This is a genomic window from Microbacterium sp. TPU 3598, assembly GCF_002356155.1.
Classification (GTDB): Bacteria; Actinomycetota; Actinomycetes; order Actinomycetales; family Microbacteriaceae; genus Microbacterium; species Microbacterium maritypicum_A.
In genome coordinates this window covers 1,282,724-1,296,708 of sequence record NZ_AP017975.1, presented here as the reverse complement: position 1 = coordinate 1,296,708, position 13,985 = coordinate 1,282,724, and the positions used below count along the sequence as shown (strand labels likewise).

Below are 13,985 nucleotides of genomic sequence, written 5' to 3'. Positions count from 1 at the left end.
TGGACTCAGTCCTCGATCTTGCGCTTACGCCAACGGATGCCCGCGGAGATGAAGTCGTCGAGATCGCCGTCGAAGACGGCCGCAGGGTTGCCGGACTCCTGACCCGTGCGGAGATCTTTCACCAGCTGCTGGCCGTAGAGGAAGTAGGAGCGCATCTGGTCGCCCCAGCTCGCGGTGATGTTGCCCGCGAGCTCCTTCTTCTTCGCCGCCTCCTGCTCCTTCTGCAACAGCAGCAATCGGGTCTGCAGCACGCGCATCGCTGCGGCGCGGTTCTGGATCTGCGACTTCTCGTTCTGCATGGAGACGACGATGCCGGTCGGGAGGTGGGTGAGGCGCACGGCCGAGTCGGTCGTGTTGACCGACTGCCCACCGGGACCGGAGGAGCGGAAGACGTCGACGCGGATATCGCTCTCCGGGATGTCGACCTCGGTGGCCTCCTCCATCAGCGGGATGACCTCGACGGCGGCGAACGACGTCTGGCGCTTGTCGGCCGAGCCGAACGGGCTGATGCGCGCGAGGCGATGCGTTCCGGCCTCGACCGAGATGGTGCCGAAGGCGTAGGGCGCGTCGATCTCGAAGGTCGCCGACTTGATGCCCGCGCCCTCTGCGTAGGACGTGTCCATGACCTTGACCGGGTACTTGTGCCGTTCCGCCCAGCGCAGGTACATGCGCATCAGCATCTCGGCGAAATCGGTGGCGTCGTCGCCGCCCGCGCCGGAGCGGATCGTGATGATCGCGGATCGCTCGTCGTATTCGCCGTCGAGCAGCGTCTGCACCTCGAGCTGGTTGATCAGGTCGGTGAGGGCGGCGAGTTCGGCACGAGCCTCCTGTGCGGAGTCCTCATCGCCCATCTCGTTCGCGAGCCCGACGAGCACCTCGAGGTCGTCGAGACGCTGAGCGATGCCGGTGATGCGGGCGAGCTCGGACTGACGGTGGCTGAGTGCGCTGGTCACCTTCTGCGCGTTCTCGGTGTCGTCCCAGAGGTCGGGGGCGCCGGCCTCCTCGCTGAGACGCGCGATGTCGTCGCGGAGACGGGAGACATCGACGACCTCGCTGATGTCGCCGAAGGTGTGCCTGAGCGCCTGGATTTCGGCGGAGAGATCTAGTTCGAGCATGACACCTCAGCCTAACGTGCCGCCTGCCCGCGCGGGGACCCCGTCGTCCGAGATCCCTGGTCGAGCGGAGTAGCGTGAAGCTGTGAGCAGTGCATCGACGGTCGTTCGGCAATTCGGACCCATGGTGTACCTGCCGACGATCCTCTTCGCACTCGGCGAGGGAGCCGTGATCCCGCTGATCCCGGTGCTCGCCGCGTCCATGGGCGCAGACGTGGCGTTCGCGGCACTCGTGGCCTCCGCGCTCGTCATCGGGCAGCTGTGCGGGAATCTCCCCGCCGGATGGGCAGTGGGCAAGGTCGGCGAGAGATACACGATGGTGATCGCCGGCGTGATCGCGATCGTCGCCGGGATCGGGATGGTGTTCGCGCCGTCGCTGGGCGTGCTGGCGGCATCCGTGTTCCTCCTCGGGATCTGCGCGGCGGCCTTCGGTCTCGCCCGGCACGCCTTCATGACGACTCGGGTGCCGGTCGCCTTCCGCGCGCGCTCCCTCTCCCTTCTCGGCGGCAGCTTCCGCCTCGGCATCTTCATCGGACCGTTCGTGGCCGCAGGACTCCTGCAGCTGTTCGGGAGTGAGAGCGCGGCGATCTGGTTCTTCCTCGCCTGTCTCGTGGTCATGGTGGTGCTGGTGCTCTTCGGGCCCGACCCGGAGAAGATGATCCCTCCCGTTCCGGCGAGCGCCCACGAGCGCTATCTGGAAGACTCCGGCGAGGCGGTGAGCGGGTCGATCCCGACAGTCGAACGCCTGGGCATCTTCCAGACGATGTGGCGCCAGCGGGCGGTGCTCGGACGCCTCGGACTCGCCGCCGCGTCGCTCTCCGCCGTGCGCTCGGCTCGTCAGGTCGTGCTGCCGCTCTGGGGACTGTCGCTGGGATTGGACGCCTCGACCATCGCCCTCGTCGTCGGTGTCTCCGGGGCCATCGACTTCGCCCTGTTCTACGCGAGCGGGCAGGTGATGGATCGCTTCGGTCGACTGTGGGCGGCGATGCCCGCGATGGTGCTGATGGGAGCCGGCTTCCTCGCGCTGTCCTTCACGCACGACGTCGATGCGGCGGTGCTGTGGTTCGGCATGTTCGCCGCGGTCCTCGGTGTCGGCAACGGCCTGTCGAGCGGGATCCTGTTGACCCTGGGCGCCGACGTCGCGCCGAAGCGCGAACCCGCGGCCTTCCTCGGTTCCTGGCGCACGCTCACCGACGCGGGCGGGGCGATCGCTCCGCTACTGGTCTCGGCCATCACCGCTGTCGCCGCCCTGCCGTTCGCGGCGGCCGCGATGGGTGTGGTCGGTCTGGTCGGCGCCCTCGGCTTCCTGCGCTGGATCCCGCAGTTCGTCCCTCGCGAACGACCGGAAGCCGACGACGACTCCTCCGAAGGAGAACAGGAATGATCTCGACTCTGGAAGCGGACGCCCACCGCCTGATCTCGGCCTTCGCGCCCCGATCGGAGCGCGACCGCGCCGCGCAGGCCGACTTCGCCTCGTTCTTCGGGGCCGACGGAGGCCCGGTGCATCGTGAGTCGGGCCCGGATCACCTCACCGCGTCATGTGTCGTGTTCGATGTGTCGCTCGAGCACACGCTGCTCGTCTTCCATCGCAAGGGGCAGTTCTGGGTGCAGCCGGGAGGTCACGTCGAGGACGGAGACGATTCGGTCCTGAGCGGTGCATTGCGCGAACTGCGCGAGGAGACGGGTATCGCGGTGGACCCGGCGGCCGCACCTCTCGCCTACGATCTCGACCATCACGGACTTTCGTCCCGCTTCGGCTCCTGCGCCTCGCACCTCGACGTCGGGATCGCCGTGGTCGTCGACCGCGACGCTGCGCTCACGGTGAGCGAGGAATCGGAAGACCTGCGCTGGTGGCCGGTCGACGCGCTGCCGGCCGAGGTGCCGCCGCAGCTCGTTCCTCGACTCGACGGACTGCTCGCGCAGCTGCGCGCCCCACGCTGATCCCCAGGGTCCTGTCACCGCAGGGGCCGGTCACCGCAGGGGCCGGTCACCACAGGGGCCGGTCACCGCAGGGCGGTGCGACTCGTGGCGGTCGACTCCAGCGGGACGCCGTCGGGCACGAACACGGACACCAAGGGCGGACGCCACTCCGCCGTGACGGTGACTCGTGCGGTGACGCCGTCAGGCGTGCCTGCGGCGGTGATCGACGCCTCCCCCGGCAACGCGGACACCATCGCCTCGGCTTGCTGCTCGACGCCGTCATCCGTGAGTTCGGCACGCACGCTGCCGTCGCGCACCGCCAGGGTGAAGCCGTCCGCTCCGGCGAGCGCGGCGGAATCGGCGAGCGCATCCAACCGCTTCTGGGCGATGTAGAGATCGGTCGCGCAGACGCACACGAAGATCACGGCCAGAGCCAGAAGCACGTAGCCGAGGGTGAGGAGCAGCACACTCCCCTCTTCGTGGTCGCCGACGGCGCCCGTCCCTGTCCGGGACAGGTCTCTCATTCTGCGCCCCACAGTCGCGACACCTTCTGCACCGCTTCGGCTTGCACGGGGACAGCGGTCGAGCGATCGAGTCCGAGCATCTCCGGCACCAATGGAAGTCGCACCGACGTGGTGACGGTGACGACGATGGTCGCCCCGGCTGACGGGCACTCGACCGCGCGTGGGGTGCAGGCGATCGTCAGATTCACCGCTTCCTCATCCAGACCGTACTCGTCCACGATCCCCGCCAGCACCGCATCGCTCCTCTCCGCCGCCGTCGTCGCATCGGGTGCGCGCGCGACGACACGGGCGACGTGCCGTGCTGCTGCCTCGGCTCCGAGCGTCTGTTCCTGGATCGCACCGAGCGCGATCACGAGATAGATGAGCGGCACGAGAAGGATCACCCCCACCGCGATGAACTCGAGCGCGGCCGATCCCTCGTCATTCTTCTCCGAAAGTCTCGGCAGGTGCACGAGCCTCCACCTCCATCGCGAGGGGGAGGCCGATCAGTCCGAGCAGCGGAAACGTCGTGCGGACCCGGACGTCGACCGTCTCGTACGGCGGGGCGCCGGAGACGCCGATGCGGATGTCCTCGGCGTAGTCCGCCCCCACCGCTCGCGAGATCACGTCTCTGGTGCGTGCGATGCCCTCCTCCGGGGTCGTATCGGCGAGAGCCGCGTGGTAGGCGCCTTCGACGGCAGCGTCGTGCACCACGTTGCGCACGTACACCGCGAAGGCGAGCTGAAGCACAGCGAGTGTGAGGGCGGTGAGGAGCGTTCCGACCAGCACGAACTCCACCGGGCTGGAGCCGCGATCATCCGCGCAACCACTCCGGTCCTCCATGTCAGAGCCCCGAGACCCTCTGGATCGCCTGCTCGAACAGCGAGGTCAGAGCAGGACCGGCGACGGCCCAGATGAGCACCACCAATCCCGCGGTCATCAACGTGACGAGCACCCATCCGGGAACGTCACCCGTTTCGTCGTAGATGAAGGCGCGGAACCGGGGTGCGGCGTCATGCCAGGGGCGTCGCCGCCGCTCCTGCGTTCGTGCGGTCATGGTGGTCCTTTCGTCGTGCGGTCAGCCGATGCCGAGCCGGAGGATGAACAGCCCTGGATACACGGCGAAGAGCACCGAGAGCGGAAGGATCAGGAAGACGAGCGGGAGAAGCATCAGGATCTCTTTGCGTCCCGCCTGCTCGATCAGCACACGTTTCGCGTCTTCGCGCGCATCACCCGCCTGAGCGTGCAGTACCGCGGCGAGGGGCGCACCATGCTCGAGCGCCGCGATCACCTGGTCGACGACGCGCGACAGTTCGGGAAGCTGGAGGCGTCGCGCCATCTCGTGCAGTGCGTCGGCCAGCGGCGAGCCCGTGCCGACCGCGAGCACCACCTGGCGCAGTTCAGCAGTGAGTTCGCCGGAGCCCACGTCGGCCACCCGACGCAGAGAATCGAGGAACCCCTCACCTGCGGAGAGGCACAGAGCCAGGAACTCGAGAGTCGTCGGGAGCTCGTCGGTGAGTCGCACCCGGCGAGCCTTGGCCCTCACAGAGAGCTGAAGGTCGTACGCAGCGGCGGCAGCCGCCCCGCAGAGCAGCGGCATCACACTCGTCGGCACCGTCAGCCGTCCGGCCAGCGCGAGCACGGTCAGCACGACTGCGCCCACACCGATCCCGGCGAGGCCCCAGCCCAGTTGCCGACCACGGAACGATGCGGGGCTCGTGCGCACACCCGCCTGCGCGAGGCGCTGGCGGAGAGCCTCGCCCCCGCCGACCAGCCTCTCGAAAGCGCCCCGCGCACGCTCCCACAGCGTCCGCCCGCTCGTGGGAAGTGATCCCACCGCGGGGAGGACACCTCGGGGCAGGTAGTCGTCAGCGACGACATCGCGCACATACGGCCCGATCCGCACGACGAGAGATGCCGCTCTCCAGCGCGGAAGCACGGAGAGGATGCTCAGCATCCCCGCAGCGAAGCCGCACCCGATCAGAACCGCGATCGCGAGCGCCGAGACCCCGTTCACCCGAACCACCGCCGCGGCTCAGGAAGCCTGCCGATGCGGACCATGATGTGAAACGCGACCACCGACACCGCTGCTCCCAGGCAGATCACGAGCATCCCTTCGGGAGTGCCGTACGCTGCTGCTCCCTCAGGCCGGAGAACGAGCAGCCCCATGATCACCCAGGGGGCGATCGCGCCGAGGACGGCCGCGCCCCGGATCCATGACTGGCGAGCCTCGACTTCGCCCCGCAGGGCGGCATCCGCCCGCACCGAACTCGACAGCGCGCGCAGCACACTGATCAGTTCCGTGCCACCGACCTGACGCGCCATCCGCAATGTCTCGGCGATGCGATCGCCGATGGGGTCGGCCAGCGTGGATTTGAGTCGGTCGAGGCTGGTCTCGAATCTGCCGCTCGCACGCAGATCCCTCGCGAACACGACGAATGCCGGTCTCAGCGTCTTCGGCGCGGACTCCGCCAGGCTCGCCACTGCGTCGGGGAGCGATAGGCCCACGCGAATCGCCGCGATCAGGAGATCGCACACGTCCGGCCAGAGCTGTCGCCGCAACCGTCGCAACCGCGCTCGGCGCCCCCGCAACAACACGATGGGTGCGACGGCTCCCGCGACGCCCGCCAGCAGCGCGAGTACGGCGATCCCGGTCAGGAGCCAGGCGACCGATGCGGCTATCAGTCCGGCCGCGGTGACGATGACGAGGAGCGCGCGCCGGGAGAGCCGGTCGAAGCCGGCCTCCTCGATCAGGCGGACGAGTCGCCCTCGCCGGGTGGCCGCCTCGGCCGCGTCCGATCGCGGCCACATCCAGGGCGACAGGCACAGAAGCACCCCGGCCGCGAGGAGGGCGCCGACGAAAACTGTCACGACACGATCCCGATCAGGCGTGGCTCGCTGCGGCCGGTGCCGATGCCGTCGCTCGTTGGCGCTCCTGCCCGGTAGACGTTCCTGGTCTGGAGCCGTCCTTCGGCGAGGTCGCCGGTCGGGGCGATGATCTCCTGCACGTGTCGCTGCCCCGCGCGGTCCCTTGCGCAGTGCACGACCAGGTCGACAGACGCGGCGAGTGCAGGGGCGATGAACTCACGATCGATGTTCCGCCCGGCCAAGAGTGGAAGGATCGTGAGCTTCTCGATGGCCTCGGCCGCAGAATTCGCATGCACGGTGCATGCGCCCGGCACCCCGGTGTTGAGCGCGAGGACCAGATCGAGAGCTTCCGCGTCGCGGACCTCGCCGATCACGAGACGGTCCGGTCGCATACGCAACGCCTCCTTCACCAGCCTGCGCAACGTGATCTCCCCGGTCCCCTCGAGGCTCGCCTGTCGCCCCTGCAGCGCGACGAGATCGAGCCCCTCCACGGCCAGTTCGAACGTCTCCTCCACCGTGACGATGCGTTGAACGTCGGCGCACGAGGCCAGCAGCGCGCCGAGCATCGTGGTCTTTCCCGCGTGCGTGGCGCCGGAGACGATCACGCTCTTGCCGTCGTTCATAGCCACCCGCAGCAGCTCGGCGACATCGGCGGGCATCATCCCCTGCGCGGCGAGCGCTCCGAGAGATCGGTACTTCGGCAGGAACTTGCGGATGTTGACCGCCCACGAGCCCCTCACCACATCAGCGATCGCCACATGCAGACGGGACCCGTCCGGCAGCGAAGCATCCACGAACGGCTGGCTGATGTCGACCCGCCGACCGGTCGACTGCAGCATGCGCTCGACGACGTCGCGCACGGTCCCTTCGTCGAGACGAAGGGACGTCCGCTCGGCCGTTCCCTCTCGCGCGACGTGCACGTGTCCCGTTCCGTTGAGCCAGATCTCCTCGATCTCCGGATCGTCGAGCAGCGGTTGCAGCGCACCGAATCCGCTGAGCGACGCCATGACCTCTCTCACACACGCCGCTTCATCGTCGATCAGGGACTCGCCGCGAGCGAGGGCGAGATCGTCGTGACGCCGGACCTCGGCATGGGTGATCCGCCATGCCGCGTCCGGATCGACGGACGGATCGATGCCCTCGGCACGCAGACGCGACCGCACGCGCTCGGCGACAAGGGCGGACGGATGACTCACCCCGGCATCCTCGCAACAATCCGAGGCCTGCCTCGGAAGTTATCCACAGGCCTTCCCCGCGCCCGACCGTCGGCCGGCGCGGACTACGGGCTGATCCCCAGACACGCGGATTCGGTGATCAGTAGACTGATTCCACCGCGCGGGAGTGGTGGAATTGGCAGACACGCAGGATTTAGGTTCCTGTGCCCCAGGGCGTGTGGGTTCAAGTCCCACCTTCCGCACGAGAGACGACGACGACCTTTCTCCGGTCGTCACGACATCGCTCTGTTCTACCGCCGACCATTCACGACCGACGGGACTCCCCCAGTGCTCGAAACCATGCTGCACGCACCGACCGCTCTCATCCCCTGGCTCGATCCTGCGACGATCATCGGGACCGCCGGGCCGTGGGCACTGCTCGTGGTGTGCTTCATCATCTTCGCCGAGACCGGTCTGCTCGTCGGATTCCTGCTTCCCGGTGACACCCTCCTGGTGATCGCCGGCCTGCTCTCGCACCCGATCGCGGGCTCCGAGCACGGCGTCTTCGGCATCAGCGTCTGGTGGGTCGCCCTCCTGATCGGCCTCGCGGCGTTCGTGGGCGGTGAAGTCGGATACGTCATCGGCCACAAGGGCGGACCGGCGGTCTTCGAGCGCAAGGAATCGGGCCTCTTCAGCAAGAAGAACGTCGAACGCACGAACGCGTTCTTCGAGCGCTTCGGCGGCATCACCGTGATCCTCGCGCGCTTCGTGCCGATCGTGCGGACCTTCGCCCCGGTCGCCGCCGGCGTCGGCCACATGCCGTGGCGCAAGTACACGCTCTACAACCTGATCGGTGCGGTCCTCTGGGGCTTCGGGCTCACGATGTTCGGCTACCTCATCGGGTTCATCCCGCCGGTCGCCGAGTTCGTGGAGAGCTACATCGACCTCATCCTGCTCGCGGCCGTCGGCGGCACCGCACTCGTCACGCTGTGGCACTACCTGTCCGAGCGCCACAAGGCGAAGAAGGCCGAGGCGGCCGGCGAAGACGTGGTCACCGATGCCGAGGAAGCGCAGGAGCTCGTGCTCGACGCCGACGTGTTCGACCGCGCCCCCGACCTGGACGGCGACGGCAAGCACTGATCGATCATCGGGTGCCGATTCCTCGGCACCCGATGATCACCCCGCGTTCTTCGCGCGCTCTTCCTTCGAGCGCGCCACGCTCGCACGCAGCGCCTCCATGAGGTCGATGACCTCGCCGCCCTCGGCTGCCTTCTCGGCTTCCCCGAAGGTCTCGGCGACGTCGAACGTGTCGCCCGCCTCGATCTTCGCGTCGATGAGGGTACGGAGCTCCTTCTGGTACTCGTCGACGAACGCTTCGGGGTCGAAGTCCGCCGAATAGCTGTCGACGAGCGAAGCCGAGAGCTCCAGCTCCTTCTTCGAGATCCGCACGTCTTCATCCAGCGCAGGGAACGCGGCTTCCCGCACCTCATCGGCCCAGAGAAGGGTCTGGAGCACCAGCACTTTCCCGCGCACCCGGAGCGCGGCGAGGCGCGTCTTCTGCCGCAGGGTGAAGCGCACGATCGCCGTACGGTCGGTCTGTTCGAGCGTCTTCCGCAGCAGCACATACGCCTTGGGCGACTTCGAATCGGGTTCGAGGTAGTACGGCTTGTCGAGCGTGAGCAGGTCGACCTGTTCGGAGGGCACGAACTCGACGACGTCGATCTCCCGGCTCTTCTCCGCGGGGAGGGCGGCGAGGTCGTCCTTCGTCAGCACGACGGTCTGGCCTTCGTCGACGTAGGCGCGATCGATGTCGGCGTACGCCACGGTCTCCCCGCAGACTTCGCAGGTGCGCTGGTAACGGATGCGTCCGCCGTCCTTCTCGTGCACCTGATGCAACGGCACGTCGTGGTCCTCGGTCGCGGAGTACACCTTGACCGGTACGTTCACGAGCCCGAACGTCAGTGCGCCCTTCCAGATCGTCCTCATCACACCAGTAGACACCAGTCACAGCCGTCACGACCAGCCCCTTGACGGCGCTACGCCTGGCGACGCTGCGCCTTGACTACGCTGGCCCCATGGTCGCAGACGCGCAGATCGTGCAGGTCGACGGTCGCCGTCTGCGTGTGACGAACCTCGACAAGGTCGTCTACCCCTCCAGCGGCACCACCAAAGGCGAGGTCATCGCCTACTACACGGCCATTGCTCCACTCCTGCTCCCCCTCCTCGCCGGGCGCCCCGTCACGCGCAAACGCTGGGTCGAGGGCGTCGGGACCGCGGATGCCCCGGCCGATGCGTTCTTCACGAAACAGCTCGAACCGGGCGCACCCTCGTGGATTCCGCGACAGGCGATCCAGCACTCCGACGGTCCGAAGGAATACCCCCTCGTCCAGGACATCCCGACTCTCGTGTGGCTCGCCCAGGTCGCCGCCATCGAGCTGCATGTGCCGCAGTGGCGCTTCTCCTCCGCGGGCCTTCCCGGCAACCCCGATCGACTCGTCCTCGATCTCGATCCCGGCCCCGGGGTGGGGCTGGCGCAGTGTGCCGAGGTCGCCCGCATCGCGCGCGTCATCCTGTCCGGCATGGGGCTCGACCCTCTGCCGGTGACCAGCGGAAGCAAGGGCATCCACCTCTACGCGTCATTGCCCGGCGAGCAGACGAGCGACGAGGTCTCCGCCGTCGTCAAGGAGCTCGCACGGATGATCGAGAGCGATCACCCGGATCTCGCCACCAGCGTCATGGCGAAGGCGGTCCGAGGGGGAAAGGTGTTCCTCGACTGGAGCCAGAACAACGGCAAGAAGACCACCATCTCGCCCTACTCCCTCCGCGGACGTGCACAGCCGTGGGTGGCGGCCCCTCGCACGTGGGAGGAACTCGATGCGCCGGATCTCGCGCAGCTCGATCTCGACGAGGTGCTCGCGCGAGCCGCCGCGGGAATCGATCCACTCGCGATGCTCCGCCCGCCGGCGACGGCTCCGCTGCCACAACCCGCGAAGGCCCATCACCCCCATCGATATCCCCGAAGCTCTCCCGCCCCTGTCGGCCCTCCGGCCACGGCGTCGATGGCGCCGATGCTCGCCGAGAACGGCACCCCCGGCGTGGCACGTGCACTGAGCGACCCCTCGTGGGTCGAGGTGAAGTGGGACGGCATCCGTGCGATGGGCACCTGGGTAGACGGGCGCATGCTGCTGCACGCGCGCCGCGGCACGGACATCACGGCCCGGTATCCCGAACTCACCGCTGACGGCGCCCCCTTCCTCCCCGTGACGGATGCCGTCGTCGACGGCGAGATCGTCGCGTTCGACTCCCACGGCCGGCCGAGCTTCTCCCTCCTCCAGAACCGGATGCACCTCACCCGGCCACGCGAGATCGAACGCGAAGTGATCCGCACCCCCGTCGTCTACATGCTGTTCGACCTGCTGCGTCTCGACGGACACGACCTCACCGGTATGACTCTGCGCGAACGCAGGACCCTGCTCGAGGAGCTGATCGACGATCTCGACGCCCCCGTGCAGATCCCTCCGGTGTTCGACGACGTGGACGCGGCACTCGCCGCGAGCAGGGAGTTCGGACTCGAGGGGGTCGTCGTCAAGGATCCTCAGTCGCGATACCGGCCAGGGCAGCGCTCCCCCTCGTGGCTGAAGCTGAAGCACACGCGGATGCAGGAGGCGGTCATCGTCGGTATCCGGCCTGGGAAGGGCGACAGGGAGAGCACGCTCGGATCTCTGCTGCTCGCCGTCCCCGACCCAGACCGAGGAACGGGCGGTCTACGCTACGTCGGACGTGTGGGGACCGGATTCACCGACCGCATCCTGCACGACCTGTTTGCACGACTCGATCCGTTGCGCGTGGATGCTGCCCCGCTCGACGGCGTCCCCGCGCCCGATGCCTCCGACGCCCTGTGGGTGCGTCCGGAAGTCGTGGGCGAGGTCGAGTTCGCGAACTGGACACCCGACGGAGTGCTCCGCCATGCTCGTTGGCGCGGGCTCCGCCCGGACAAGAGCCCGCACGAGATCGCCGTCGAAAGCTGAGGTCAGGACCGGATCGCTCAGGCGTGTCGCGGTTCGCAGTCCGCCTGTTCCGCAGGCTCGATCTGGAAGGTCGAGTGCGCCACGTCGAAATGGTCGGCGAGGCATGCCTGCATCTCGGTCAACAGCTGCGACGAGCGTCCGTCGGCGAACAGCTCCGGCTCGATGCTGACGTGGGCGGTGAACACCGGGGCCCCGCGGGTCAGCTGCCAGACATGGACGTCGTGCACCCCGACGACACCGTCGTAACCGAGCAGGTGGGTACGGATCTCGCTCACCGCCGTGCCCTTCGGCGCAGACTCGGCGAGAACCGAGAACACCTCCCGCAGCAGCGCGATGGCCCGGGGGATGATCATCGCCGCGATGAACAGCGAGGCGATGGCGTCGGCCGGCATCCATCCGGTGATGAGGATGACCGCGGCTGCCACGATGACCGCCACCGAACCGATCAGATCCCCCATCACCTCGAGGTACGCACCGCGCACGTTGATGCTGGTGCGCTGCGCACGACTCAGCAGCCACATCGACACCGCGTTCGCGAGGAGCCCGACCACGGCGACGACCAGCATCAGCCCGCCGGCGACCTCGACCTCTCCCGGATTAATGAGTCGCCCGATCCCCTCGATCGCGACCCAGGTCGCGAGGGCGATCAGGATCACCGCGTTGATCAGCGCGCCGAACACCTCGGCGCGCTGGTACCCGAAAGTGCGCCGGTCGTCGGCCGGACGTGCGGCGACGGTGGCGGCGATGAGGGCGATCACGAGACCGGACGCATCTGTGAACATATGCGCGGCATCGGCGAGCAGCGCCAGAGAGCCCGAGAGCAGTGCGCCGACGACCTGCACGAGCATCACCGTCGCAGTGAGGGACAGCGAGATCGCGAGCAGGCGTCTGCTGCTCGCGGAACGGATGCCACCGGGGGCGGGTGCGTGATCGTGCATGCCCCCAGGCTAGACCGGGATGGAGGGCCGGAAGGCGAGTTCCGGCTAGTCGGGAAGGGTAACGATTCTCAGCTTCAGCAGCGGTTTCTCGCGCCCGCCGTGCTCAGAGCGCGGCAAGCAGCGGAACCAGTTCCGCGAAGGCGCGCGCTCGGTGCGACTGCGCCTGCTTCTCGTCGGAGGAGAACTCACCCACCGACCGCTCCTCCCCTGCCGGCTGGCCGTCAGGGATGAAGATCGGATCGTACCCGAAGCCGCCGGCGCCCGACGCCGTATGCGCCAGGCGGCCCGGCCAGCGTCCCTCCACGACCTGCTCCCGGCCGTCCGGCAGTACGAGGGCGATCGTCGAGGTGAAGTGCGCGGAGCGGTGCGGATCGGCGATGTCGTGCAGCTGGTCGAGCAGCAGCTCGAGGTTCGCCGCCGCGTCCTTCTTCTGCCCCGCCCAGTAGGCGGAGAACACCCCCGGTGACCCACCGAGCACGTCGACGCAGATGCCGGAGTCGTCGGCGAGCGCAGCGAGTCCCGTGTGAGCGGCGGCGGCTCGCGCCTTGATGAGCGCATTCTCGGCGAACGTCACGCCGTCTTCCACCGGCTCCGGACCGTCGTAGCCGACGATCTCGAGGTCGGGGCGTGTCTGCTCCACGATCTGTTGGAACTCCGCGACCTTGTGCGGATTGTGCGTCGCGAGAACGACTCGCATCGTCATTCCCCCTTCAACGCGGCGAGCTGCGTGCCCTTCAGGTCGGCGCATCCGGCCAGACCGAGCTCGAGCAGCGCATCCAGCTCCCGCTTGTCGAACGGTGCGCCCTCGGCTGTCCCCTGCACCTCGACGAAGAGCCCACGGCCGGTGACCACGACGTTCATGTCGGTCTCGGCGCGCACGTCCTCGACATATGCCAGGTCGAGCATGGGCTCGCCGTCGATGATCCCGACCGACACCGCCGCGACCGAGTCGAGCAGCGGCGTGGAGTTCTTGCCGATGAACTTCTTCTCCCGGCCCCATTCGATCGCGTCGGCGAGCGCCACGTACGCGCCGGTGATGGCCGCCGTGCGCGTGCCGCCATCGGCCTGCAGCACGTCGCAGTCGATGACGATCGTGTTCTCGCCGAGCGCCTTCGTGTCGACGACGGCCCGCAGCGCGCGCCCGATCAGTCGCGAGATCTCGTGGGTGCGACCGCCGATGCGGCCCTTGACACTCTCTCGGTCGTTCCGGCTGTTCGTGGCGCGCGGGAGCATGGAGTACTCGGCCGTGACCCAGCCCTTGCCCTTGCCGGTCAGCCAGCGCGGGACGCCGTTGGTGAAGGAGGCGGTGCACAGCACCTTGGTGCCGCCGAAGCTGATCAATGCCGATCCCTCGGCGTGCGCGCTCCAACCGCGCTCGATCGTGATCTCACGAAGCTGATCGGTGGAGCGGCCGTCGACGCGGACGATTTCGGACATGTGCTTCTTTCAGGTCGGGATGGCG

16 protein-coding genes and 1 tRNA gene are annotated in these 13,985 nt (G+C 68.1%); 5 read left to right on the top strand and 12 right to left on the bottom strand.

Annotation, left to right across the window (positions count from 1 at the left end):
• Positions 1 to 5 precede the first annotated feature (5 nt).
• Positions 6 to 1,115: a peptide chain release factor 2 gene (gene prfB / locus MST3598_RS06080; protein ID WP_029260598.1), complete on the bottom strand. Its 1,110-nt coding sequence runs from the start codon at positions 1,113 to 1,115 to the stop codon at positions 6 to 8.
• Positions 1,116 to 1,236: 121 nt separating this feature from the next.
• Here prfB and MST3598_RS06075 point away from each other — a divergent pair, with 121 nt between their 5' ends.
• Positions 1,237 to 2,496 (top strand): MFS transporter, encoded by a 1,260-nt coding sequence (locus MST3598_RS06075; RefSeq protein WP_029260597.1) that lies wholly within the window; start codon positions 1,237 to 1,239, stop codon positions 2,494 to 2,496.
• Positions 2,493 to 3,053, top strand: coding sequence for an NUDIX hydrolase (locus MST3598_RS06070; protein WP_051671220.1), 561 nt, complete (start codon positions 2,493 to 2,495; stop codon positions 3,051 to 3,053). The genes MST3598_RS06075 and MST3598_RS06070 overlap by 4 nt, the downstream gene beginning before the upstream one ends.
• A gap of 62 nt (positions 3,054 to 3,115) precedes the next feature.
• Here MST3598_RS06070 and MST3598_RS06065 read toward each other — a convergent pair whose 3' ends face one another.
• Genes MST3598_RS06065 through MST3598_RS06035 form a run of 7 tightly spaced genes read right to left on the bottom strand, consistent with a single transcriptional unit; the run spans position 3,116 to position 7,599 of the window.
• Positions 3,116 to 3,556, bottom strand: coding sequence for a pilus assembly protein TadG-related protein (locus tag MST3598_RS06065; protein ID WP_046398939.1), 441 nt, complete (start codon positions 3,554 to 3,556; stop codon positions 3,116 to 3,118).
• On the bottom strand, positions 3,553 to 4,008 hold the full coding sequence (locus tag MST3598_RS06060; RefSeq protein WP_021199793.1) for a hypothetical protein: 456 nt from the start codon (positions 4,006 to 4,008) through the stop codon (positions 3,553 to 3,555). Before MST3598_RS06060 ends, MST3598_RS06065 begins: the two co-directional genes overlap by 4 nt.
• A complete protein-coding gene (locus tag MST3598_RS06055) occupies positions 3,977 to 4,378 on the bottom strand; it encodes a TadE/TadG family type IV pilus assembly protein (protein ID WP_029260595.1) in 402 nt (133 codons plus the stop codon). The genes MST3598_RS06060 and MST3598_RS06055 overlap by 32 nt, the downstream gene beginning before the upstream one ends.
• Position 4,379: 1 nt before the next feature.
• Positions 4,380 to 4,592, bottom strand: coding sequence for a hypothetical protein (locus tag MST3598_RS06050; RefSeq protein WP_029260594.1), 213 nt, complete (start codon positions 4,590 to 4,592; stop codon positions 4,380 to 4,382).
• Between the two features lie 21 nt (positions 4,593 to 4,613).
• Positions 4,614 to 5,561, bottom strand: coding sequence for a type II secretion system F family protein (locus MST3598_RS06045; RefSeq protein WP_231494495.1), 948 nt, complete (start codon positions 5,559 to 5,561; stop codon positions 4,614 to 4,616).
• The gene (locus MST3598_RS06040) at positions 5,549 to 6,406 is read right to left on the bottom strand and encodes a type II secretion system F family protein (RefSeq protein ID WP_029260592.1); all 858 of its coding nucleotides are present in this window, start codon (positions 6,404 to 6,406) and stop codon (positions 5,549 to 5,551) included. The genes MST3598_RS06045 and MST3598_RS06040 overlap by 13 nt, the downstream gene beginning before the upstream one ends.
• On the bottom strand, positions 6,403 to 7,599 hold the full coding sequence (locus tag MST3598_RS06035; RefSeq protein WP_231494494.1) for a CpaF family protein: 1,197 nt from the start codon (positions 7,597 to 7,599) through the stop codon (positions 6,403 to 6,405). Before MST3598_RS06035 ends, MST3598_RS06040 begins: the two co-directional genes overlap by 4 nt.
• A gap of 139 nt (positions 7,600 to 7,738) precedes the next feature.
• Here MST3598_RS06035 and MST3598_RS06030 point away from each other — a divergent pair.
• Both MST3598_RS06030 and MST3598_RS06025 read left to right on the top strand, forming a co-directional pair.
• Positions 7,739 to 7,820: transfer RNA gene (locus MST3598_RS06030), tRNA-Leu, on the top strand.
• A 97-nt stretch (positions 7,821 to 7,917) separates the two neighbouring features.
• Positions 7,918 to 8,697 (top strand): DedA family protein, encoded by a 780-nt coding sequence (locus tag MST3598_RS06025; protein WP_021199667.1) that lies wholly within the window; start codon positions 7,918 to 7,920, stop codon positions 8,695 to 8,697.
• 36 nt (positions 8,698 to 8,733) lie between these two features.
• Here the strand turns inward: MST3598_RS06025 and ku are convergent, their stop codons facing one another.
• On the bottom strand, positions 8,734 to 9,543 hold the full coding sequence (gene ku, locus MST3598_RS06020; protein ID WP_021199668.1) for a non-homologous end joining protein Ku: 810 nt from the start codon (positions 9,541 to 9,543) through the stop codon (positions 8,734 to 8,736).
• A gap of 89 nt (positions 9,544 to 9,632) precedes the next feature.
• Here ku and ligD point away from each other — a divergent pair, with 89 nt between their 5' ends.
• Positions 9,633 to 11,585 (top strand): non-homologous end-joining DNA ligase, encoded by a 1,953-nt coding sequence (gene ligD / locus MST3598_RS06015; RefSeq protein WP_029260590.1) that lies wholly within the window; start codon positions 9,633 to 9,635, stop codon positions 11,583 to 11,585.
• Between the two features lie 17 nt (positions 11,586 to 11,602).
• Here the strand turns inward: ligD and MST3598_RS06010 are convergent, their stop codons facing one another.
• The 3 genes from MST3598_RS06010 to rph all read right to left on the bottom strand — a co-directional run bounded on the left by MST3598_RS06010 (position 11,603) and on the right by rph (position 13,960).
• Positions 11,603 to 12,523, bottom strand: a complete 921-nt coding sequence (locus MST3598_RS06010) for a cation diffusion facilitator family transporter (RefSeq protein ID WP_029260589.1) — start codon at positions 12,521 to 12,523, stop codon at positions 11,603 to 11,605.
• 103 nt (positions 12,524 to 12,626) lie between these two features.
• Positions 12,627 to 13,226 carry an RdgB/HAM1 family non-canonical purine NTP pyrophosphatase gene (gene rdgB / locus MST3598_RS06005; protein ID WP_029260588.1) on the bottom strand — a complete coding sequence of 200 codons (600 nt, stop codon included), beginning with the start codon at positions 13,224 to 13,226 and terminating at the stop codon, positions 12,627 to 12,629.
• The gene (gene rph, locus MST3598_RS06000) at positions 13,223 to 13,960 is read right to left on the bottom strand and encodes a ribonuclease PH (protein ID WP_029260587.1); all 738 of its coding nucleotides are present in this window, start codon (positions 13,958 to 13,960) and stop codon (positions 13,223 to 13,225) included. The genes rdgB and rph overlap by 4 nt, the downstream gene beginning before the upstream one ends.
• Positions 13,961 to 13,985: the final 25 nt, after the last annotated feature.